This window comes from Geofilum rubicundum JCM 15548, from assembly GCF_000974365.1.
Taxonomy (GTDB): Bacteria; Bacteroidota; Bacteroidia; order Bacteroidales; family Marinilabiliaceae; genus Geofilum; species Geofilum rubicundum.
In genome coordinates this window covers 23,959-45,066 of sequence record NZ_BAZW01000025.1, presented here as the reverse complement: position 1 = coordinate 45,066, position 21,108 = coordinate 23,959, and the positions used below count along the sequence as shown (strand labels likewise).

Here is a 21,108-nt window from a genome sequence, read left to right as displayed (position 1 = left end):
TGTTTAAGAGCCGTCATATATGGAGCTCCCTCAGCTGAATTCCCTTATCAGCTCAATGAGCACTTTGGTGCTCAGTTCAGGGGAGAACTCTTTAAGAATTTCCCCAATTTGTTCATTTTTTTGATGGGGTGGGATATCTGACTTTACAACCTCCATCATTTTAGAAATCTGGCTGGCTGTTAAGTATTGGCTTAACAGTTTAGCCATTTTTTCTTTGGTGCTTATGCTGCCTTCCTGATGGCTCAGCAGGTCTGTCCGACAAATATCCAGCAAATCCAGACAAGAAGATTTTACCGGGTCGCTACTGCCGGAAGTGTCTCGCAGCGACCAGCTGCTGTATTCATAATCCGTTTCCGCCAATTGTTGGTAGTAGGGGCTATCTGTCCCAAATATATTTTGCAGGACCAGCAGTGTGCCTCTTTTCCAGGCCACCCAATCAAAATGTTTTTGATCTAACTTATCGCTGCGCTCTTTTAGTTGAAGGATGGCTGCCTGAGGGTTGATGCTGCTTGTCATGGTGCTTAATTTTTAGATAAATTTAAGAAAAAATGGGATAATAACTACCATGTGTATCAAGTACCTCAATTTTAACAGCGATTAAAAGGCATCAAAGGTCTCTTGAATGATCTTCAGTGCATCCTTCATTTGCTCTTCCGTAATGACCAGTGGCGGTGTGAAACGAATGATGTCGCCATGGGTGGGTTTGGCCAGCAGTCCGTTCTCCTTTAAGGCCAGACAAACATCCCAGGCTGTTTTGTTGTTTTTGGGGGCTATGGTGACGGCATTGAGCAGGCCTTTGCCTCTGACTTCAACAATCATGTCGGATTTTATGCCATTCATGGTCTGGCGGAAAAGTTCTCCCAGCTTAAAGGCATTTTCTGCCAGCTTTTCGTCCCCTAAAATCTCCACGGCTTCAATGGCTATCGCGGCTGCTATGGGGTTGCCGCCGTAGGTGGAGCCGTGTTCGCCGGGTTTAAGGGTGAGCATGACCTCATCGTTGGCCAGTACGCAGGAAACGGGGTACATGCCACCTGATAGGGCTTTACCAAGAATCAGGATGTCGGGACGGACGTTTTCATAATCCACCGCGAGCATTTTGCCGGTGCGGGCCAGACCGGTTTGTATTTCATCGGCCATCATCAGGACATTGTACTGACTGCACAGTTCGCGGGCGGCGGTGAGAAAACCGTCGGTGGGGACAAACACCCCGGCTTCGGCCTGGATGGGTTCGGTGAGGAAGGCTACCACGTTGGGTTGTGCCAGGGCTTCTTCCAGAGCAACCACGTCGTCAAAAGGTATGTTGATGAAGCCGGGTGTGTAGGGACCGTAATCGTTGTAAGCATCGGGGTCGGACGACATGGAGACGATGGAGATGGTTCGGCCGTGAAAGTTGCCATTGCAGACGACGATTTGGGCCTTGTCGCGGGCCACGCCCTTGACTTTATAACCCCATTTGCGGGCCAGCTTAAGGGCTGTCTCTACACCCTCAGCACCGGTATTCATGGGCAGCATACGGTCGTAACCAAAGAGCTGGTGCATGTATTCGGACCATTGACCCAACAGGTTGTTGTAAAAGGCGCGGGAAGTGAGGGCCAGTCTGGCCGCTTGCTCACCCATGACTTTGACGAGGCGGGGGTGACAATGGCCTTGGTTGACAGCTGAATAGGAGGCCAGAAAGTCGTAATATTGTCGTCCCTCCACATCCCAGACATGAACGCCCTTACCTTTTTCAAGCACTACGGGTAGGGGATGGTAGTTATGGGCTCCATATTTTTCTTCACGTTGCATGTAGAATCCGGCGTTTTTGCTAGTTGTCATGGCAGGTATGTTTTGTGGTTGTATGACAAGTTACAAAAGAATGGGGGATATTTGGGATGAGAATTGTCATGTGAGGTTGATAGGTTATTAGGTTGATAGGGTGATAGGTCGATAGGGTGGGAAGGGTAAGTGGGGTTATTAGGTCGATAGGTCACGAGGTGAAGCGCAGCGGAATCCCGCAAGGCGGGACGAAGCGCAGCGGAATTTCGCCAAGCGGGACAGGAGACTAAGTGGAGCGGAATTTTTGCCGAGCATCAAAATAGAACTAAAATAGAAATTCGCCGAGCGGGGCTCCCTTCTCCCTGTTCCCCTTCAACCCTTATGGTTTAGAATTTGGCGGTGAGTTTTAGGTTGATGCGTCTGGATGTGAGGTAATTGGGGACGGCGTACTGGCGGTTGAATATGTCGGACACCCAGTAGTAGGAGATGGTATTACTGATGTTGGGAAGATTAAAAATTTCCAGTCCCAGCCACAGATTTTTGAGGTCTAAGAGGTTTCTTTTTTGGGAAGAGGCGGACTTGAGCAGGTCGTAGGAGAAGCCGATATCGACTCTTCGGTAGGCGGGCATGCGGTTGGTGGCCAGGTATCTTTCAGATCTGGGCGGTCCAAAGGGCAGTCCTGAGCCATAGAAGAAACTTAGATGGGCCTTAAAGTCGGGGTTTTTAGGCAAATGGTCCTGAAAGAACATGGAGAAATTGATGCGCTGATCGGAAGGTCGTGGTATATAACCAGGCTCACCCGCTTGTTCTGGATTGATCCACTGGTCGCCGGATAAATTTTCTTCGGTTTTCATGAGGGAAAGAGTGACCCAGGACTCTTCACCGGGAACGAGTTCTCCGTTGATTTTAAAATCTATTCCTGCTGCGTATCCCCGGGCTTCATTTTCACCACTATAAACAATGCGGACATTATCGACCTGATAAGGGATCAACTGATCCATGGCTTTGTAATAAAGCTCTGCCGTGAATTTGAAGGGGCGGTCCATTTTTTGAAAGTACAGGTCGTAACCGCTGACAATATGGATGGATTTTTGTGCCTGAATGGCTTGGTTGAGCGTTCCGTCTGGTCGGCGCATCTCTTTAAAAAAGGGGGGTTGGTAGTAGTAACCGCCCGATAAGCGGATGCGGTAGTTTTTATCACCCCCGGGGAGGTAGCTGAGTAATAAGCGGGGACTGATGGTGCTTTCGTTGGTAAAGGAGTAGTGGCTGGCACGTAGGCCGGCATCCACCATTAATTGACCATTGGGTAAATGATAGGAGAACTGATTTTTTAAATACCCGGAGAAACGGTGGTTGGATAAATCGTGGTTGGCTTTTTTGAGATGGGCCAGTTCTATTTTGTCTCCCGTGTAAGGGATGGAATAGCCGGCCGAATCGATCAGCTCCCATTCGGAAATGTTGTCTTTAAAAGCCTCATGCCTGTATTGGAGTCCCCAGCTGGTCTGGCCAATGGCGGATTGGTGTTCACCCCCTAGGTCAACCGCATTAACAACGCCCAGAAGGTCATTGCGGGCATGTTGCAGGTATTCGCCCACACCAATTTGAGTGCCGCCTTCTTCTTCCTCACTGAAGGGATCTTCAACCTCCTGGAGCCAATAGGCTCCGGCTATGTCATAACTTTCTTCTTCAAAGGTTCTGAAACCGGTAAAGGTGAGTTTGTATCGTTGTTGGTCGGTGACCTTGAAATTGGTTGAAAAGGAAGCGTAACCGGTCTGGAAGCGGTCGGCTTCTTTTCCTTCAAAAAAAACTTTTAGACGTTTGATTTCTTCGATGGTGCCAAAGGTGGTTTCCCGGTCTTCGGGGGTAAATTCATAACTGTTGAGTGAATAATATCCCAGAAGTTCAAAAGAGATGCGCGGTGACAGCTGATAGGTCAGGTAGGCCTGCACATCTGTAAAATTGGGGCGGTAATCGCCTTTCTCATCCAGCGACCCCAGAAGATAGCGGTTGGTTTTGTATCGGGCTCCGGTTATCCAGGTCAGTTTTTGGTTGAAGGCAGCACCTTCGAGGTGTCCGTTGGCGCCCAACATGCCGGCTGATAGACTGCCAGCGGTTTGGGTGGGCTTTTTGTAGGTTATGTCCAGAACGGAGCTCATTTTATCTCCATAAGAAGCGCTGAAACCGCCGGCTGAAAATTCAACCTCTTCGACCAGATCGGGATTCACAAAACTCAGGCCTTCTTGTTGTCCCGAGTGCATCAAAAAGGGCCGGTATACTTCTTGTCCGTTGACATAGACCAGGTTTTCATCAAAGTTGCCACCGCGTACGCGGTACTGACTACTCAATTCGTTGCTGGAAGATACCCCCATTTGTGAGCGAACCAGTCCCTCGATACCGGGACCGGCTGCCGATGGCAGTGCCCGTACATGAATGGGTCGATGCGTTGACTGTGATGGTTGGTAATGCGGTTGCCTATTACTTCTACTTGCTGGAGGGTGCGCTGATCCTCGCTGAGCTGTATTTTTAAGGGTTTCGCCAATTGATTTTCGATGATTAACTCCCGGGGGTGATACCCGATGGCACTGATGGCAATGGTCAGGGGGAATTCGCCTGAATAGGTGAATTCAAAAGTGCCGTCTGTCCGACTTACGGCACCCACTCCGGATAGGTGGGAGGTGATGTGTGCATTGATGAGCGGCACGCCGTCAGAATCGGTAACGCGCCCCAGAATTGAGGATCGCTGGTTTTGCTGGGCCATGGATGAATGGCCGGTTGCCGATAATAGAATCAGAGAATATAGATATATTAGAAAACAGGCAGATTTCCTCATGTGGTGTTGTCTCTCAATAAATGTCAAAAGCTATTGGCTATAATTGTGCCACAAATTTAATTGAATCGGAGATGTAAACAAATTCCGGGCTTTTATACCAATAAAACTAAAATATTGGTTTTTTATTGTCGTCGCTATTGAAAAGGATGAAAGGGTGTTCGACAGGTAATTTATGGCTTCAATCATGTATATTTCCAGGTGGGTCAAAGAGGGTTGACAAATCGTCTTTTGTCCTTGTTTTTCCAGTCTTCATCATCTATATTTGTACGTTTTTTAAAAGCGTACAAAATAGGCCATATAAAATGAGTAATAAATTCCCTGAATATAAAGGACTTGACCTTTCATCCATCAACAAGGAAGTGTTGAAGCGGTGGGAGGAGAACGATACTTTTGAGCAGAGTCTGAAAGCACGTGAAGGACAACCTTCGTTCATTTTTTATGAGGGACCGCCTTCGGCCAACGGCATACCGGGCATTCACCATGTAATGGCACGGACCATTAAGGATGTTATTTGCCGCTTTAAAACGCAAAAAGGTTTTCAGGTGCATCGCAAAGCCGGGTGGGATACCCATGGTTTACCGGTCGAATTGGGTGTTGAAAAAAGTCTGGGAATTACAAAGGAAGATATCGGTAAAACAATTTCTGTGGCAGAATACAACGCAGCCTGCCGCAAAGATGTGATGAAATATACCGATATGTGGGAAGATTTGACCCACCAAATGGGCTATTGGGTGGATATGGATAAGCCCTACATCACTTATGACAATCGTTATATTGAGACCCTTTGGTGGATGCTCAAAGAGCTTTACAACAAGGGTTTGTTATATAAGGGCTATACCATTCAGCCCTTTTCTCCTGCAGCCGGTACCGGATTAAGTACCCATGAATTGAATCAACCGGATGCTACCGGGATGTGAAAGATACGACCTGTACCGCCCAGTTTAAAGTGGTGAAAAATGGTGCATCAGTTGGTTTGTTTGAGGGTGCCGATACGGATGTTTATTTTCTGGCATGGACCACCACGCCATGGACGCTACCTTCCAATACCGCTTTGGCTGTCGGACCCAAAGTCACTTATGTGCGGGTGCGGACCTTTAATCCATACACGGGGGCACCAGTCACGGTGGTTCTGGCCAAAGATTTATTGGGGGCTTATTTCAGTGAGAAGCATGCCGACTTGGCATTGGAAGATTATAAAGAAGGCGACAAGCATATTCCTTTCAAAATAACAGGTGAGTTAACAGGTGAACAGTTAAGTGGCATTAGCTATGAACAACTGATACCCTGGATTACGCCCAATGGTGATGCCTTTAAGGTGATCACAGGTGATTTTGTGACCACGGAGGATGGTACCGGTATTGTGCATATTGCACCGACTTTTGGGGCGGATGATGATCGGGTGGCTAAGCAGGCAGGCATTGCGCCTTTGATATTGCTGGACAGAGAAGGCAAGCGACAACCGATGGTGGACCGAACGGGTAAATTCTTTCTGATAAAGGATCTGGACCCCGGTTTTGTGCGTGAGCACGTCCATATAGACTCCTATGGTGAGTTTGCGGGGCGCTTTGTGAAAAATGCCTATGATGAAAAGCTGGCGGATGAGGATGCCACTTTGGACATCGATATTTCGGTCATGCTTAAAAAGGAAAATAAAGCTTTCAGGGTTGAGAAGCATGTGCACAATTACCCGCATTGCTGGCGTACCGATAAGCCTGTTTTATATTATCCGTTGGATAGCTGGTTTGTGAAGACGACCGCCATCAGAGAGCGAATGATTGAGCTGAACAAAACCATTAACTGGAAACCCGAAAGTACCGGTACCGGTCGTTTTGGCAAGTGGCTGGAGAATCTGGTGGATTGGAATCTTAGTCGTTCCCGCTACTGGGGTACGCCTCTTCCGGTCTGGCGTTCAGAAGACAGAACCGCTGAAATATGCATTGGCTCTGTGGAAGAATTGATGAATGAAATTGAGAAAGCGGTGAAAGCGGGAGTCATGGAGAAGAATCCTTTTGAGGGATTTAAGCCCGGCGACTTCAGCACTGAAAATTATGAGAAAATTGATCTTCACCGGCCTTATGTGGATGATATTGTTCTGGTTTCGGAAGATGGGAAGCCCATGTACCGGGAGGCGGACTTGATTGATGTGTGGTTCGATTCAGGTGCCATGCCTTATGCCCAGGTGCATTATCCTTTTGAGAATAAGGATGCGATGCCTTTCCCGGCTGATTTTATAGCAGAGGGTGTGGATCAGACCAGGGGATGGTTTTTTACGCTACATGCGCTATCTTCAATGTTATTCGATTCGGTGGCCTTTAAGAACATTATATCCAATGGTTTGGTACTGGATAAAAACGGCAACAAGATGTCGAAGCGTCTGGGTAACGCCGTTGATCCTTTCAAGGTGATTGACGAGAATGGTTCAGATCCCTTGCGCTGGTATATGATGACCAATTCGCAGCCCTGGGATAACCTGAAGTTTGATATGGCCGGGATTGATGAGGTGAAACGTAAGTTCTTCGGGACCTTGTATAATACCTATTCTTTTTTTTCTTTGTATGCCAATGTGGATGGCTTTAAAGGGGATGAGACGGTGGTGCCTGTTAAAGACAGGCCTGAAATTGACCAGTGGGTCATTTCCTTGCTGAACAGTCTGATCATGGAAGTCACCACGCTTATAACAGTTATGAGCCTACAAGAGCCGGTAGAGCTATTCAGGAGTTTGTGACAGAGAATCTGAGCAACTGGTATGTTCGTCTGAACCGCAAGCGTTTTTGGGGGGGAGCCTTTGATCAGGATAAGTTGGCAGCCTACCAAACCCTGCATCAGTGCCTGGAGACAGTGGCCCTTTTGGCTGCGCCTATTGCTCCTTTCTATATGGAAAAATTGTTCCAGGATCTTAATAGAAATGAAGCTGCCCAGTCGGTTCATTTAACCCTCATGCCTGAATGGGATGAAGCGTTGATTAATAAGGACCTGGAGGAGCGCATGACCTATGCCCAGCAAATATCCTCCATGGTTTTGGCTTTGCGCCGCAAAGTCAGCATTAAAGTACGTCAGCCCTTGCAGAAAATTATGGTGCCCATCCTCAATCCGTCTTTTGAAGCGCAGTTAGAGGCTGTTAAAGATTTGATTTTGGGAGAAGTGAATGTTAAAGAGCTGGAATACCTGAAGGATAGCGGCGGGGTTCTGGTGAAGAAGATTAAACCCAATTTCAAGTCGCTTGGTCCCAAGTACAGCAAGCTGATGAAGCAAATTGCTGCCGGTATTGGCACCATGACGGCTGCAGACATCGGTCTGTTTGAGCAGACAGGCGAGTTCTCCATCCATGTCAATGGCGAAGAAATTGTACTGGTCCCTGAAGATGTGGAGATCATCAGCGAGGATATACCGGTTGGCTGGTAGCCAACGAAGGGCGCATTACGGTGGCACTGGATATCACCATTAGTGATGAGCTGAGGGAAGAGGGCATTGCGCGTGAATTGGTTAATCGTATTCAGAATTTGCGCAAGGACAGTGGCCTGGATGTGACGGACAAAATTAAGTTGAGTATTCAGCAACATGAGGCCATTAATGGGGCGGTTGAAAAACACAAAGGGTATATAGGTGCGCAGACCCTTGCTGCCGAGGTAAAGCTTGTTGAAAAGTGTAACGAATCGACATCTGTCACCGTAGAACTTGAAACGGATTTAGAAACTGCTATATTTATAGAAAAATTGTAATATTTACCGACCCAAAACTTGAAATGTTATGAACGAAAAGACCAGATACTCGGAAGAAGAATTGCAGGAGTTTAAGCAAATTATTCTGCAAAAACTGGAAAAAGCCAGAAAGGATTACGAACTGCTGAAAAACACCATTACTTTGGGAGATGGTAACGACACACAGGATACGTCACCTACCTTTAAAGTATTGGAAGAGGGCGCTGCTGTACTTTCAAAGGAAGAAGCCGGGAAACTGGCCCAAAGGCAACAGAAATTTATTCAACATTTACAAGCGGCACTGGTGCGTATTGAAAATAAGACCTATGGCATTTGCCGGGAAACGGGACAGTTGATTCCTAAAGAACGGTTGCGTGCAGTACCGCATGCCACTTTGAGTATTGATGCCAAAAGGAATCAAAAATAGATGTCCTGCCTGTGATAAACGGCCATGGATATAAAAGTCAAGGTGGTGGTATGTCTTGAGAGATATGCTGTCACCTTTTTTGTTGACATCATTAAATAGTTTTATATGAGCAAGTTACAAAAATCTTTGATCATCATTGGTGCCATATTGTTGGTCGATCAGGCTTTAAAAATATGGATTAAGACCAATATGATGTTGGGGCAGGAGTACCGGATATTCGACTGGTTCAGTATTTACTTTATTGAGAACAATGGCATGGCCTTTGGCATGGAACTCGCTGGGGAGTACGGCAAGATGATATTGAGCATCTTTAGGATTATTGCGGTTGGGGGAATTGCCTGGTATTTATATACACTGACCAAAAAGAATGCTCCCATGGGTTTAATTATGAGCGTTAGTATGGTTATGGCCGGGGCCATTGGTAATATCATTGACAGTGCCTTTTATGGTATGTTGTTTGACGCCAGCTATGGCAGAGTGGCCACTTTTTTACCAGCTGAAGGTGGTTATGCTACTTTTCTTCATGGAAAAGTGGTTGATATGTTTTATTTTCCTTTGTTTTCAGGTGTTTATCCGGAATGGTTTCCCTGGATAGGCGGGGATAAATTTATTTTCTTTCGCCCAGTCTTCAATATTGCTGACTCCTCAATAACGGTTGGTATTTTTATCATCTTGATTTTCCAAAAGCGATTTTTCCCGGAAGAGAATTAATTGAATGGATATCCAAAAAAAAGACCGGTTCATACCGGTCTTTTTTTTTACTTTTTCTTCTTTTTTAATTCAGGATACTCGATGCGTGCGTGGTAAATATTTTTAAGCTTCTGCTTAAAAATATCTTTTACCTGTGAAATTTCTTTAAAGGTAATGGGGGCCTCTATGAATTGGTCCTCGGCTATCTGGCTGTTGATAATATTTTCCACCAAGCGGTCAATTTCATCATCTGTATAGCTTTTGAGGCTGCGGGAGGCCGCTTCTACCGAGTCGGCCATCATTAAAACAGCCGTTTCTTTGGTGAATGGCGTAGGTCCGGGATAGCTGAACATGCTAATATCCACGTCCTCATCCGGGTTTTGGTTGATGAAGGAATTGTAAAAATATTTGGTCTGCATGGTTCCCTGATGCGTGGCAATAAAATCGATGATTTGACGGGGCAATTTTTCCTTCTGTGCCATCTTTATACCACTTTCAATGTGGTGGATGACTATTTGCGCACTTTCGTCATAAGGCATTTTTTCATGCGGATTGAGGCCATTGTTTTGATTTTCAGTAAAGAAAATGGGGGAACCAAGCTTGCCTATGTCGTGATACATGGCACCTGCACGCACCAGCAAGGGATTGCCTCCAATTTTGTAGACGGCCTCCTGGGCCAGGTTGCGACTTGAATGGAGTGCTGAAAGGTTCCCGGTGCTTTTTCTGCCAGTCGACGAAGAACCGGGTGATTGGTATCCGCTAACTCTACCAGTGTGACGTCTGACAAAAATCCAAAAAGCTTCTCAAAAATATAGATTAAAGGATAAACCAACAGCAGTAAACCGCCATTGATGAAGAACTGCAAAAACATGTTGTGGTCTATTCGGCTGATATCCCCTTCCTGCCAAAGCGAGAGTGCTGCATAAAACAGTGAATAGGTCAGGATGATCAAAAGGGCAGCCCTTATAAGCTGAGAACGACGAACCATCCGGTACAGACTGAACATGGAGGTGAGTCCTGCCGGAATTTGCATGATGACAAATTCGAAACTGTTGCGCGCAAAAAAGGCAGCCATCAGAATGGTGGTTACATGCAGAAAGAAAGCCAGCCGGGAATCGAAAAAGATCCGGATGATGATGGGCAATATGGCAAAAGGAATGATGTAAATGGGAAAAGTGTCAGCCCGGTAGGCTACTTGTGCCAAGGTAATCATGGATACGACCATCAGCAGAAGGAAAAGTACCGATGACAGCTTATTGTAAACATCTTCCCGAAAGAAATAAAGGAAAAAGAAGATGATGATAAACAAAAGCGTAACGATGAATCCTTGTCCCAATAATATGAAATACTGACTCACGCCTTTGCCCAGACTGGCTTCATATTCCAATTTGAGAGAGTCCAGAATCTTACCGGTGTCTTCTGTAATCAGTTCTCCGGTATCAATTATGCGTTGTCCCGACACCACAATGCCACTGGTGAGACTAATGTTTTGAAGCAGGACCTCCTTTTCCTGTTCGGATCGCTCTGATTCAAAAATCAGATTGGATTCCAGATAGCGGTTGAGCTGCATGTCGCTGATAAACCGGTCTATATCTTCGGGATTGGCCGTTGAGCGATTGTTAATGTATTTGGTGAGTTCGGATGATAAGTGTCGGTAGGCTGCCTGATATGTATAGAACTCACCCAGTTCATAGGGTTCTGCAAAATTGTTTTTGATAAGCATGATCACCATGGAGGATGGTTTCCCCTGGTACTCTTCGGGCAGGGAAATGACGCCTTTTTCATAAATATTGGTGATGACTTTTTTGGCATGTACCCGGATGCCTGAGTACAGATTGAAATCTGCATTGCCTGGCAAGGGATCGGTCAGAAATTGGTATTTGGAAAGGAGTCTTGCCCTATCGGCATTGTACTCCCTTTCAAATTCATCCACAAAATTATCCTCCTGATTCGCCTGAAAGGTAAAATAGGGCTTGAAATTTTTTAAGGCATTCTCTCGTTCTACCTTTAATTCGGCTGGTGTTTTATAAATGGGAAAATCAAAAGGAGCGATTAAGGTGGCGTGTTTCCAGGGTTTGCCTTTGGCGTATTCGTATTGAAATTTTCCTGACGGGGAAATATATAAACGACCATGGCAATGGCCGCCACAAAAAGTAAAATGCGGTTGATGGATCTGGAGTATTTTTTTACTGTATCTATCATATGGTTCAGTCTTTGTGTGCTAATGTACTATAAAAGTTATAATAAAACACATTTTCAGGGTCTTTGCCATTATCAAACCAATACTTCCTGAATGGATAATTTATAATGTGTTTGACGTGTCAAAAATAATTCTTTTTGGTAGAATACCACTTTTCCTTGATAGAAGGTCTGATCGAAATCGTTTGTGTCATTTTCTTTTTATATATCTTTAAATGCCGTATTTTGAAGGAAGCGATTCTGGTAAAGTGGTGGTAATTATAAGTATACTTTGTGCTAATGTTAATTTGAAGGTTTTATGACTGGTTCTATTAGTCCGTTTAGTGCTATTCCTGTGAGGAGGTTGCCGGAGGAACAAGCTGAGCTTGAAACGCAGATCTTGTTTGGTGAGGTGTTCTTTGTTTTGGAGGAGGTTAAGAATTGGAAACGCGTCCGGTTGGATCTGGATGGGTATGAGGGATGGGTGGATGAGAAATATGTTATCCCTTCAAGCGCTCTGGAAATAGAAAGATGGAACAGTGCGCAGGGGTTGTTGGTGAGTACCCCGTTTGTGAGGCTGATACGCGAGCCCTATAAATCTGTTCAATTGATTTCTGCCGGTAGTCGACTTTATTTCAATGGCGAGGATCGTAATTCTTTTACCATTGGGAACCGTGAATATTACCTGCAGAGCGCTTTGCCTGATCGCAAACCGGATTTGGAAGAGGTGGCCAAAGGCTTTTTAAATACGCCCTACCTTTGGGGGGGACGCACTTTTTTTGGTATAGATTGTTCCGGATTGACCCAGGTGGTGTTTAAGATAATGGGCCATAATTTACCCCGTAATGCTTCGCAACAAATGGAATACGGAAGAATGATTTCCTTTGTAGAGGAGGCCAGAGCAGGAGATTTGGCATTTTTTGATAACGAAGAAGGGGCCATTGTGCATGTTGGTATCTGTCTGGGGCAGGGCCGCATTTTACATGCCAGCGGTGAAGTTCGGATGGATCACCTCGACCATCAGGGCATTTTTTGCCGGGAACGGCGAAAATACACCCACCACCTTCGGGTGCTTAAACGCATCATTGAATAATTGAATCTACCATTGTCGTTTTAGCAGAAGGGGATTCTTTGGTTTTGCTTGTGGTAATTGTTATATTGGCCGACCATTATGGTTTATAACAGTAAGGCTGTCGCGCAATACCAACAGTGATTCGGGGCCTTTATTAAAAATCAAATCCAGAATACTTAAATTGGGAACAAAGGGTTTCTCTATGCCAAAGACTTGTCGGTATTGCCGGGGCAAAAATTGCTTATCCGTATGAAAGTCCTTTTTGGGGTGAATGACTTCTCTTAAATCTAACATTTCAGTATTTCCGGAATGGTATTCCCGGCTATAGGTAATGGGGGTATCCACACCGGTACACTCCATGGTTATGCGAAGTGCTTCAGCGTTCAGGTCACTCAGTAAATCCCATTTTTTGGTGAAAAGCGGTTCAATATCGTCTTTGTAATAAAGATAGTAGGGCGAGGAATTGTATGCTGCTTCAATGGATTTCCAATGGACTTCGTTCCAGGGGGTATCATAGGATACCCGGACCTCTTTGGTGGCTGTTTTTTTTCCGGATTCTTTCACTACCGGTACGGTTAAAGGCATTGGACCATTGGCGCCGTATATGACGTATCTGTTGCGGTACGACTGTCTTGAATAATGACAATGCAGCTCAATGACCGCCTGGGAGCAGGCAGCCAAATGAGCAAAATAGTGTACGGGTGCAAACAGAGCGGAACTAAAAATCTTTTTCAATGTAATTGGGTGACATGGGATCATACAAGTTTTCTTTCTTTTGCTCCTTATCCTTTTCCACTTCTTTGGCATCAGGCAGGAACTTTCGATAGGCATAAAGCGCGCCGGTAACCAGACCGGTGAGGAAAGTCCCAATGAGTAAAATGGCCAGGGAAACTTCAACATTCCACAAAAACACACGTACGCCAATGGCTTCTGAGTTTTGAACCGAGAAAATGACCAGCAAAACAGCCAGAATTATAAATATCCAGAACGAGAACTGGACTTTCTTTCTTAATACTGTCATGATATTACAATTTTTGGTTTGGTGTTGAAGCAATTTAAGAAGATTTATTGGATTTAATATCTGCTTATTGGTCCATTAGTGCAAAATATTTTTCCAAATCATGGGGCAAATCCTCACCATACTTTTTGGGTACATAGTTTTCCAGTGAACAACAAACCTTGGACGCAAAGGACACGGCAGGTGCAATTATTTGACGCCATTGCCCCTCGCTTAACCGGTTGATCGTGGATGTGTCCACCTGGTTGTGCATTAAGCCATGTATAATACCAGCATTGAAATTGTCGCCGGCTCCTATCGTGCTGACCGGTTCGATGGGCAAGGAAGGGTACCATTGCCCGAAGTTGGGCGTGTTCAGATAGGTTCCCCGTGAATTGGCCGTAATAATGACATTGGGACAGAATGACCTTATTTTATGGGCCATTTCATGGATGTCATCCAGTCCGTATATGTTCTTAAAATCTTCATTGCTGCCCCGAACAATATGGGCCAGTGAAAAGTTTTCTTCTAAAGCGGCCTGCATTTGGTCGCGCTTATGCGCATGGTGATTGCGGTAATTGGGATCATAGACAATAATGGCTCCTTTGTCTCTGGCGGCATTTAAGTATTTGACCAGTTGGGGCCTGAACGCCGGGTTAATTGAAAAGAAGGAGCCGAAAACGACAATGTCGTTTTCTTCAAAAGGCGGAAATTCTTCGTGCAAAGCCTGAGCCGCATAATCTTTGAAAATCTCATACTCGGCATCATTGTTTTCATCCAAAAAGGCCAGGGCCAAGGGGGAGCGATTTCCTTTTCGACGAAAGAGGTACTTGTCGGAAATCCCATTTTTCAAAAGAAAATCATCAATGATATCTCCTATGCGGTCGTCCCCAATTTCGCTGATAAGGTAGGGGCGGTAGCCCATACGACCCAATGATACGATGGCATTTAAGGTGCTGCCGCCGGCCGTGGCTCCAATGGGCTGGTTCTCTTTGAAGATAACATCCAGCAAAGCTTCCCCAATTCCGTATATTTTTCTCATTTAATAGGTCGTTAGGTTGATAGATTGATAGGTCGTTAGGTTGAGAGGCAAGCGAAGCGCTTCCGAAAAATCGGAACTGCACCTAAGGCTTGAGGTCCCGCATGGCGGGATCGTTAGGTCAATAGGTCATGAAGTTAATAGGTTGTTAGGGGATAAAGCTGTTATATTCAGTAGGTTATGCCTCTGTAACTGATTTTCAATTCTAAAAAAGATTATTTTACCAGTTTGGAGATGGCCTTAAATGCATCACTTCCGGCATACCGGCACAATTCAAACAACAGCGATTCGTAGCTGGTAACCGTAATGCCTTCCTGTAACATGCGGTTAATGGCTATTCGCTTATTATCGGGATGACGGGATGCCACACAGTCTTCCACCACTACCGGATGAAAACCATTTTCTTTTAGGTCGATGGCTGTCTGTAAGACACAAATGTGGGATTCAATGCCTGCCAGAATGACGAATTGTTTCGGATTGCTTTCTATTTCGCTCAGAAAGGCCGGTTCATCGCAGCAGCTAAAAGCCATCTTTTCGGTGTTCCAAACATCACCCAACAGGGATTTTATTTCGGGAATGGTATCTCCTAGGCCTTTTCGGTATTGTTCGGTGACTTTTATGGGCACCTCTAATTGTTGCAAGCCTGAAATAAGTATCTGAAGATTTTTAGCCAAGTGTTGGTGCTCATGAATATGTGGGAAGAGGCGTTCCTGAACATCTACAACAATGGCCACTGATTTTTCTTTTAATAGTCTCATAATCTTTTCTCTTTCCGGTTTCTTGTTGAGGAATAAACAGCTATTTGTATTTAATATCTCTGAAGCCGCTTAAGTCGAGCTTGTCATAGTTGGCAAAAAATTCCTTAAGCAGTTGAACGTTTTCTTCCATTCCACCCTCCACTTCTGATTCAATATTGAGGGGCAGAACCGGATCATGAAGCGACATGCGAAGCAGAAACCAGCCTTTTTGAAGGGGATGTTTGCAATGAATACGAACCCCCTCATAATTATCGGGTGCAATATCCCATCCATGTCTGTTCCCGGCCAGCAGGCCCAGATCGGTAATGACTTTTTCGCCAATTTCTTTAAAATTGGGGTCATTGATGCCGATTCTTATTTCGCTGCTCTGAACCGGCAAGGGCAGTTTCTCAATGAGGTTAACCAGGCGTTTGCCTTGCTTGCGGACCTTGGCCATGGTAATGATGAGCTTTGTCACGAGATAGGCGCCATCATCCATGAAATGATTTTCTTTGAGGGCGGCGTGACCTGATGTTTCAATGGCCAGCCAACATTCCTGACCTTCCTTGTTGAGGCGAATGGCTTCGTTGATGACATTTTTGTAACCACGCTGAAAACGGTGGTGCTTACCTTTTAAGTGCTCATTGATAAACCATGCCAGTCCGTTCGATGTTATCGAATCCGTTACAATGGTTGATCCGGGATGCTCTTCAAGTACCACCGCCGAAATAAGGGCGATCAGTTGATTTCTGTTAATGGGTGAACCGTCCTGAGCTACAAGGGCAGCGCGATCCACATCTGTATCGAAAATGATGCCCAAATCAGCTTTGTTTTCTTTGACTTGGCGCACAATAGAGGCCATGGCCATTTCGTCTTCTGGATTGGGAATGTGATTGGGGAAGCGGCCATCCGGTTGGAGGAACTGACTGGCTGAAATGTCAGCCCCCAGGGGTTTCAGTACCTTGGTGGCATAAAATCCGCCGGCACCATTGCCCGCATCCACAGCAATGCTCAATCCTTTAAGTGGTTCGTTGTAATGATCCGGATGATTCACCTGTTCACGAACCAAATTTATGAAATGTTGGGCATATTCCGTCATGAAATCATGCTCACCAATTTTTCCATGATCAGACTCTTTAAAGTCTTCCCCGCTCTCAGCAAGGGTTAAAATTTCCGTGATGTCACTTCTTTCCAATCCGCCTTCAGAGGTATAAAATTTCAGTCCGTTACGGTTCGAAGGCAGGTGGCTGGCCGTGAGCATGATGGCCGCATCAACAGGTGTTTGTCCCATGACGGTGCTCATAAACATGGCGGGCGTGGATGCCAGACCATAATCGTATACATCAACACCACATTGTTTTAATGCCTCAGCAAGGGCGGTTTTGAGCGTGGGCCCTGAAAGTCTTGGGTCCGTTCCCACAGAAATTTTCAACTTTTTTTGGGCGTTTTTTTTGCGTAGCCAACCCACGAATGATTCTCCCAGTCGGGCCACCACTTCGGGGGTCAGATTGACGCTCTCATTGGCGACGCTTTTCATGGCAACGCCGCGAATGTCAGATCCGTTTTGCAATGCTTTCCAGTTGATGTAATTCATAATTGGTTATTTTTTGTCCAGGCTTGCCGCTTTTCGCGATTTGTCACCTAAATACCCTCCATGGTGACGCAAGGAGTAATCATGGTTGGTGAAGCCGATACGTTTCATTAATAAAACCACCAAAATATCACCAATGACAGTCATGGTGGTGGTAGATGTGGTGGGTGTGAGTCCAAGGGCACAGACTTCCTGGGGATTTCCTGTGTGTAGCGTAGCTTCAGCAGCCTCGGCCAACAGGGATTCCTTAATGCTGGTGATGACAATGAAGCGGACATGGGGTCTTAAGCCTCTGGCCAATTCAACCAATTCAATGATTTCGCGTGTTTTGCCTGAATTGGAGATGAGCAACATGACATCGTTTTCCTGAATGACCCCCAAATCACCATGTTGCGCTTCTGAGGGGTGGAGGAAAACAGCAGGTGTGCCGGTACTGCTAAAAGTCGTAGCCATGTTGATGGCAATTTGGCCAGCCTTGCCCATTCCACTGGTTATGAGCTTTCCCTTTTTCTGATGTACCTGTTCATGAATGATGTCGAGGGCTTTTCCAAATTCATCGTTCACGGGAATGTTTTTAATGGCTTCAGCTTCGGTGGCCAGTAATGATTTTATCTCTTCAAGTATCATTTTGAATTTTAAAATGGGTGGTTTAATCTCCTGAAAATTGTAATTTACGTACAAATGTATCAAAAAAATAGCGAGAACGGGTCCGGATGCGACATCATATTTTAAGTGCCTTTTTTCGCCTTGCAAAAATTGATGTATATTTGATTGAATAATTTTTACGTATATGATTCAGCAATATTCCATAAAGCTTCCTGAACTGGGAAGGGGTTTTCATTTAATCACCAACTATATTGAATCCGAATTGTCTCAATTACCACAAACTGGTTTGGTGAATATTTTTATTCAGCACACATCTGCTGCTCTATCGCTCAATGAGAACGTAGATCCAACGGTCAGAGAGGATTTTGAGAGCATCATGAACCGTTTGGTGCCTGAGAACATGAGTTACTATAAGCATACCATGGAAGGATCGGATGATATGCCGGCGCATGTTAAATCGTCCCTAATGGGCCAGTCGCTCACCATTCCTATTACCAATGGCCGAATGGCCCTGGGGATGTGGCAGGGAATTTATCTCTGTGAATTCCGAAATTACGGGGCCCCCGAAAGGTTGTGATAACGGTTTATGGGTGACATTAGGCTCGCTGGTCATTTCGTGACCCAAGCCATGTGTGGTTTGCTTACGGTTACTACTGTCTGATCAGACTTTTCCAGTTATCAGCCAATTCCTGAGTGCCGCTTAATACCATGCCGGCGCCTGCCCTGGAAAGAATTTCGGCTTCCAGAATACCCGTATTCACAGCGATGGTGGTAATGCCCGCTCCGCAGGAGGCTTCCACACCCAAGGGGGCATTTTCTATGACCAGCGCCTCTCCAGCCTCGCAATTGGCCTTTTTCAGTGCCATCAGGTAAGGTTCCGGATCTGGTTTACCTTTTTTGACATCAAAACCGCTAACTACATTTTCGTCTTCGATATTGAAGTCCTTTTTCAATCGGGATATCAGGGAAGGCTGCTTGGAACCGGTGACCACAATGACACGGAATCCGGCTGCATGGTTTGTTGCACAACATTTTGCATGCCCGGCATTATCCCGGGAGTGGGTGCTGATTGCATCAATTCTGTTTTATGGTCGTATATTTTTTGAATGTCAGCTTCAGTGGCCGGGCGATGAGCGTATTTCTCAAAAGCGACCTCTATGGTTGATGGTCCGGTACGTCCTTCGTTGAGATAGGCATCATAAGCCGGAAAGCTGATGCCGGCCGCCTGAAAACTCTCTACCCATGTCTGGGCATGGTTGGTCATGGAGTCATATAAAACGCCGTCCATATCAAAGAAGACGGCCTTTAGTGTGTCTGGAATAATCGTATGGTGTATCATGTGTGCAAAGATGCGAAAAAAAGGCGTTTTTTTACTTAATTTTGAATCGTTCAATATAACCTCCCTGCAGACCGTGATAGCTGGCGCAACCAGGTTTAGAATAAACTACAGTATATGAGTGCTTTGAAAATTGATATTCAACCAGAGTTAAGTGATTTGTTTCCCGATTTAACCATTGGCTGTATTTTGGCCGGGGTAGAAGTGACCCCTTCGGACGGTGAATTAAAGGAGGAGATGCAAGAATTATGCGATAAGTTGGTACCGGATCTGACACCCGAATCGATTCGGCGACACCCGGTGGTGGAAATGACCAAAAATGCCTACCGCAAAATGGGAAAGGATCCCAACCGTTACCGGCCGGCGGCTGAAAGTTTGTTGCGTCGTTTGGCATCGGGCAAGGGGCTCTACCACGTGAACAACATGGTGGATATACTCAATATGGTTTCGGTGGCCACCGGCTTTTCCATTGGCGGATACGACGGGGATAAAATTCAGGGATCTGTCACTTTTGGGTTGGGGCGTAACCAGGAGCCCTATCGGGGCATTGGCCGGGGGGAACTGAACATTGAAAACCTTCCGGTGTTCAGGGATGAAACAGGAGCTTTTGGCACCTCGACAAGTGATTCTGTGCGGACCATGGTAACCGGGGATACGCGAAAGTTTTTGATGGTATTTCCTGCTTTTGAAAAAATGGATGAGCCATTGAATGGGGCGCTGGAGTATGCTGAAAAATTGTTGGTAGAGCTGGGTGGCGTTAAGGAAATGACGGTGGGTTGGCAGGGCAAAGGGGCCGCAAAAAAAGAGTTACAATAGGAATAATAACGGAAGGATTGCATGGGCGGTGTGCGGTGTAATCAGACCACAGACAATAATATATATGTTGGAAATATGTGCGTTGGCATCGGGGAGCAATGGAAACTGCTATTACATAGGCAATGGAAGCGATGCCATTTTGGTGGATGTAGGAATCAGTCGGCGCCAGGTGCTGGAACGTATGGCGCAAAAGGGTTTAAACCCTGAAAAATTACGGGCCATTTTTATATCTCATGAACATGGTGACCATTTCAGAGGGGTACGCGTGTTGAGCAATAAATTGGACCTTCCGGTATACATGACGCAGAAATCATACGACAAAAGCTGGGGGCCCAACCGGCCCCAAAAAATCCTTTTATTTGAAGCTGGTGCCACCATTGAAATAGGCGGTTTTAAGGTGCATAGTTTTACAAAGAACCACGATGCAGCGGAGCCCTGTAGTTTTAGAATTGAATTTGAGGGGAAAAATGTGGGGGTATTCACTGATATCGGCACGCCTTGTGACAATGTTACCCGTGAACTGGCCTTGTGCCATGCCTTGTTTCTGGAATCGAATTACGATGAAGAAATGCTTTGGTCGGGACCCTATCCCCAGCACCTGAAGGTACGGGTGGCCGGAGATAAAGGACATCTTTCAAATGCCCAGGCATTTGAATTGTTGGCCCAGAACCATCATGCCGAACTGCAGGTGGTCTATTTATCCCACCTCTCCGAGGAAAACAACCGCCCCGATATTGCTGCTGCTGCCTTTCAAACGCTGGAAGATCGTTTTAGTGTGAGGGTCACCAATCGATATGCGGTAGGTGATGTGTTTAGTTTGTAGAAAAGCGTATCCATGGATTATAAAAGTATTCTTATAAAGGTTCGGCGCATTGTGCGTTCCATCAATCTGGAATCCAAAAAAGTGCAAAAGGATTTCGGGGTCAGTATTCCCCAGATTTTATGTTTGGAATTTCTTAAATCATCCCCCAACTATCAGGCGACGCAACGGGCCATTCGTGAACATCTGAACTTAAATTCCAGCACGGTGACAGGGATTATTGGTCGCCTGGAAAAAAACGGACTGTTGGCACGCCTGCCCAAATCGGGCGACAAGCGTGTTACACACATAACCCTGACGTCCGCCGGGGATAAGCTGCTTGAAAGGACGCCAGACCTGCTTCAGCAGCGTCTGGCATCAAAATTAAAAAGTATGACTTCTGATGAATTGGCCCATATGTCCGATATCCTTGGCCAGTTGATTGAAATGCTTGAAATTGAAGAGTCTGAAGAATTCCCGGTGATATCGGCGGACGGGCTGTATGAGGGAGACGGCTTGTCTCCCCTGGAGTAG

At 45.8% G+C, this 21,108-nt stretch carries 26 protein-coding genes; 11 read left to right on the top strand and 15 right to left on the bottom strand.

All coding sequences use genetic code 11. The features are described 5' to 3' along the window. Window positions 1-30: 30 nt before the first annotated feature. From JCM15548_RS11995 to JCM15548_RS11980, 4 genes are all read right to left on the bottom strand, one after another. On the bottom strand, window positions 31-516 hold the full coding sequence (locus JCM15548_RS11995) for a hypothetical protein (protein ID WP_062125640.1): 486 nt from the start codon (window positions 514-516) through the stop codon (window positions 31-33). Window positions 517-597: 81 nt separating this feature from the next. Then, on the bottom strand, window positions 598-1,818 hold the full coding sequence (gene rocD / locus JCM15548_RS11990) for an ornithine--oxo-acid transaminase (RefSeq protein ID WP_062125638.1): 1,221 nt from the start codon (window positions 1,816-1,818) through the stop codon (window positions 598-600). 326 nt (window positions 1,819-2,144) lie between these two features. Then, the gene (locus JCM15548_RS11985; RefSeq protein WP_083985112.1) at window positions 2,145-4,127 is read right to left on the bottom strand and encodes a TonB-dependent receptor plug domain-containing protein; all 1,983 of its coding nucleotides are present in this window, start codon (window positions 4,125-4,127) and stop codon (window positions 2,145-2,147) included. Then, on the bottom strand, window positions 4,100-4,516 hold the full coding sequence (locus JCM15548_RS11980) for a carboxypeptidase-like regulatory domain-containing protein (RefSeq protein WP_062125634.1): 417 nt from the start codon (window positions 4,514-4,516) through the stop codon (window positions 4,100-4,102). The genes JCM15548_RS11985 and JCM15548_RS11980 overlap by 28 nt, the downstream gene beginning before the upstream one ends. 374 nt (window positions 4,517-4,890) lie before the next feature. On the opposite strand from JCM15548_RS11980, the gene JCM15548_RS25500 reads away from it, so the two are divergent. The 6 genes from JCM15548_RS25500 (at window position 4,891) to JCM15548_RS11965 (ending at window position 9,424) form a co-directional block, all read left to right on the top strand. Next, on the top strand, window positions 4,891-5,505 hold the full coding sequence (locus tag JCM15548_RS25500) for a class I tRNA ligase family protein (protein WP_262487022.1): 615 nt from the start codon (window positions 4,891-4,893) through the stop codon (window positions 5,503-5,505). Further along, entirely contained in the window at window positions 5,502-7,313 is a 1,812-nt protein-coding gene (locus tag JCM15548_RS11975) for a class I tRNA ligase family protein (protein ID WP_262487021.1), read from the top strand. The genes JCM15548_RS25500 and JCM15548_RS11975 overlap by 4 nt, the downstream gene beginning before the upstream one ends. Then, window positions 7,310-7,990 (top strand): class I tRNA ligase family protein, encoded by a 681-nt coding sequence (locus JCM15548_RS26730; RefSeq protein WP_500778317.1) that lies wholly within the window; start codon window positions 7,310-7,312, stop codon window positions 7,988-7,990. The genes JCM15548_RS11975 and JCM15548_RS26730 overlap by 4 nt, the downstream gene beginning before the upstream one ends. Window positions 7,991-8,010: 20 nt before the next feature. Next, complete coding sequence (locus JCM15548_RS26725; RefSeq protein ID WP_500778316.1) at window positions 8,011-8,307, top strand: DUF5915 domain-containing protein; 297 nt, start codon at window positions 8,011-8,013, stop codon at window positions 8,305-8,307. Window positions 8,308-8,335: 28 nt separating this feature from the next. Next, a complete protein-coding gene (locus JCM15548_RS11970) occupies window positions 8,336-8,713 on the top strand; it encodes a TraR/DksA family transcriptional regulator (RefSeq protein ID WP_062125631.1) in 378 nt (125 codons plus the stop codon). A 105-nt stretch (window positions 8,714-8,818) separates the two neighbouring features. Continuing rightward, window positions 8,819-9,424 (top strand): lipoprotein signal peptidase, encoded by a 606-nt coding sequence (locus JCM15548_RS11965; RefSeq protein ID WP_062125629.1) that lies wholly within the window; start codon window positions 8,819-8,821, stop codon window positions 9,422-9,424. Between the two features lie 47 nt (window positions 9,425-9,471). Here the strand turns inward: JCM15548_RS11965 and JCM15548_RS23990 are convergent, their stop codons facing one another. Genes JCM15548_RS23990 through JCM15548_RS23985 form a run of 3 tightly spaced genes read right to left on the bottom strand, consistent with a single transcriptional unit; the run spans window position 9,472 to window position 11,605 of the window. Continuing rightward, entirely contained in the window at window positions 9,472-10,038 is a 567-nt protein-coding gene (locus JCM15548_RS23990) for an HDIG domain-containing metalloprotein (RefSeq protein WP_262487020.1), read from the bottom strand. Continuing rightward, window positions 10,008-11,435 carry a hypothetical protein gene (locus JCM15548_RS11960; protein WP_262487026.1) on the bottom strand — a complete coding sequence of 476 codons (1,428 nt, stop codon included), beginning with the start codon at window positions 11,433-11,435 and terminating at the stop codon, window positions 10,008-10,010. Before JCM15548_RS11960 ends, JCM15548_RS23990 begins: the two co-directional genes overlap by 31 nt. 20 nt (window positions 11,436-11,455) lie before the next feature. Continuing rightward, window positions 11,456-11,605, bottom strand: coding sequence for a hypothetical protein (locus tag JCM15548_RS23985; protein ID WP_227625750.1), 150 nt, complete (start codon window positions 11,603-11,605; stop codon window positions 11,456-11,458). A gap of 295 nt (window positions 11,606-11,900) precedes the next feature. Here JCM15548_RS23985 and JCM15548_RS11955 point away from each other — a divergent pair, with 295 nt between their 5' ends. Further along, on the top strand, window positions 11,901-12,674 hold the full coding sequence (locus JCM15548_RS11955; RefSeq protein WP_062125627.1) for a C40 family peptidase: 774 nt from the start codon (window positions 11,901-11,903) through the stop codon (window positions 12,672-12,674). Window positions 12,675-12,734: 60 nt separating this feature from the next. On the opposite strand, the gene JCM15548_RS11950 is transcribed toward JCM15548_RS11955, so the two are convergent. The 6 genes from JCM15548_RS11950 to JCM15548_RS11925 all read right to left on the bottom strand — a co-directional run bounded on the left by JCM15548_RS11950 (window position 12,735) and on the right by JCM15548_RS11925 (window position 17,644). After that, window positions 12,735-13,388 (bottom strand): WbqC family protein, encoded by a 654-nt coding sequence (locus tag JCM15548_RS11950; protein ID WP_062125625.1) that lies wholly within the window; start codon window positions 13,386-13,388, stop codon window positions 12,735-12,737. After that, entirely contained in the window at window positions 13,372-13,674 is a 303-nt protein-coding gene (locus tag JCM15548_RS11945) for a LapA family protein (protein WP_062125623.1), read from the bottom strand. Before JCM15548_RS11945 ends, JCM15548_RS11950 begins: the two co-directional genes overlap by 17 nt. A 64-nt stretch (window positions 13,675-13,738) precedes the next feature. Continuing rightward, window positions 13,739-14,692 (bottom strand): PfkB family carbohydrate kinase, encoded by a 954-nt coding sequence (locus JCM15548_RS11940; protein WP_062125621.1) that lies wholly within the window; start codon window positions 14,690-14,692, stop codon window positions 13,739-13,741. A gap of 212 nt (window positions 14,693-14,904) precedes the next feature. Continuing rightward, window positions 14,905-15,447 (bottom strand): hydrolase, encoded by a 543-nt coding sequence (locus JCM15548_RS11935; RefSeq protein ID WP_062125619.1) that lies wholly within the window; start codon window positions 15,445-15,447, stop codon window positions 14,905-14,907. Between the two features lie 40 nt (window positions 15,448-15,487). Continuing rightward, window positions 15,488-17,020, bottom strand: coding sequence for a phosphohexomutase domain-containing protein (locus JCM15548_RS11930; protein WP_062125617.1), 1,533 nt, complete (start codon window positions 17,018-17,020; stop codon window positions 15,488-15,490). A 6-nt stretch (window positions 17,021-17,026) separates the two neighbouring features. Continuing rightward, entirely contained in the window at window positions 17,027-17,644 is a 618-nt protein-coding gene (locus tag JCM15548_RS11925) for an SIS domain-containing protein (RefSeq protein ID WP_062125667.1), read from the bottom strand. A 163-nt stretch (window positions 17,645-17,807) separates the two neighbouring features. Here JCM15548_RS11925 and JCM15548_RS11920 point away from each other — a divergent pair, with 163 nt between their 5' ends. Then, entirely contained in the window at window positions 17,808-18,200 is a 393-nt protein-coding gene (locus JCM15548_RS11920) for a secondary thiamine-phosphate synthase enzyme YjbQ (RefSeq protein ID WP_062125615.1), read from the top strand. A gap of 73 nt (window positions 18,201-18,273) precedes the next feature. On the opposite strand, the gene JCM15548_RS23980 is transcribed toward JCM15548_RS11920, so the two are convergent. Both JCM15548_RS23980 and JCM15548_RS23975 read right to left on the bottom strand, forming a co-directional pair. Next, entirely contained in the window at window positions 18,274-18,615 is a 342-nt protein-coding gene (locus tag JCM15548_RS23980) for an HAD family hydrolase (RefSeq protein ID WP_369403697.1), read from the bottom strand. Then, complete coding sequence (locus JCM15548_RS23975) at window positions 18,585-18,962, bottom strand: HAD family hydrolase (RefSeq protein ID WP_227625749.1); 378 nt, start codon at window positions 18,960-18,962, stop codon at window positions 18,585-18,587. Before JCM15548_RS23975 ends, JCM15548_RS23980 begins: the two co-directional genes overlap by 31 nt. Before the next feature lie 114 nt (window positions 18,963-19,076). Here JCM15548_RS23975 and JCM15548_RS11910 point away from each other — a divergent pair, with 114 nt between their 5' ends. The 3 genes from JCM15548_RS11910 to JCM15548_RS11900 all read left to right on the top strand — a co-directional run bounded on the left by JCM15548_RS11910 (window position 19,077) and on the right by JCM15548_RS11900 (window position 21,108). Beyond that, a complete protein-coding gene (locus tag JCM15548_RS11910; protein ID WP_062125613.1) occupies window positions 19,077-19,775 on the top strand; it encodes a B3/B4 domain-containing protein in 699 nt (232 codons plus the stop codon). A gap of 64 nt (window positions 19,776-19,839) precedes the next feature. Further along, window positions 19,840-20,598: an MBL fold metallo-hydrolase gene (locus tag JCM15548_RS11905; RefSeq protein WP_062125611.1), complete on the top strand. Its 759-nt coding sequence runs from the start codon at window positions 19,840-19,842 to the stop codon at window positions 20,596-20,598. 12 nt (window positions 20,599-20,610) lie between these two features. Then, window positions 20,611-21,108 (top strand): MarR family winged helix-turn-helix transcriptional regulator, encoded by a 498-nt coding sequence (locus tag JCM15548_RS11900; RefSeq protein ID WP_062125609.1) that lies wholly within the window; start codon window positions 20,611-20,613, stop codon window positions 21,106-21,108.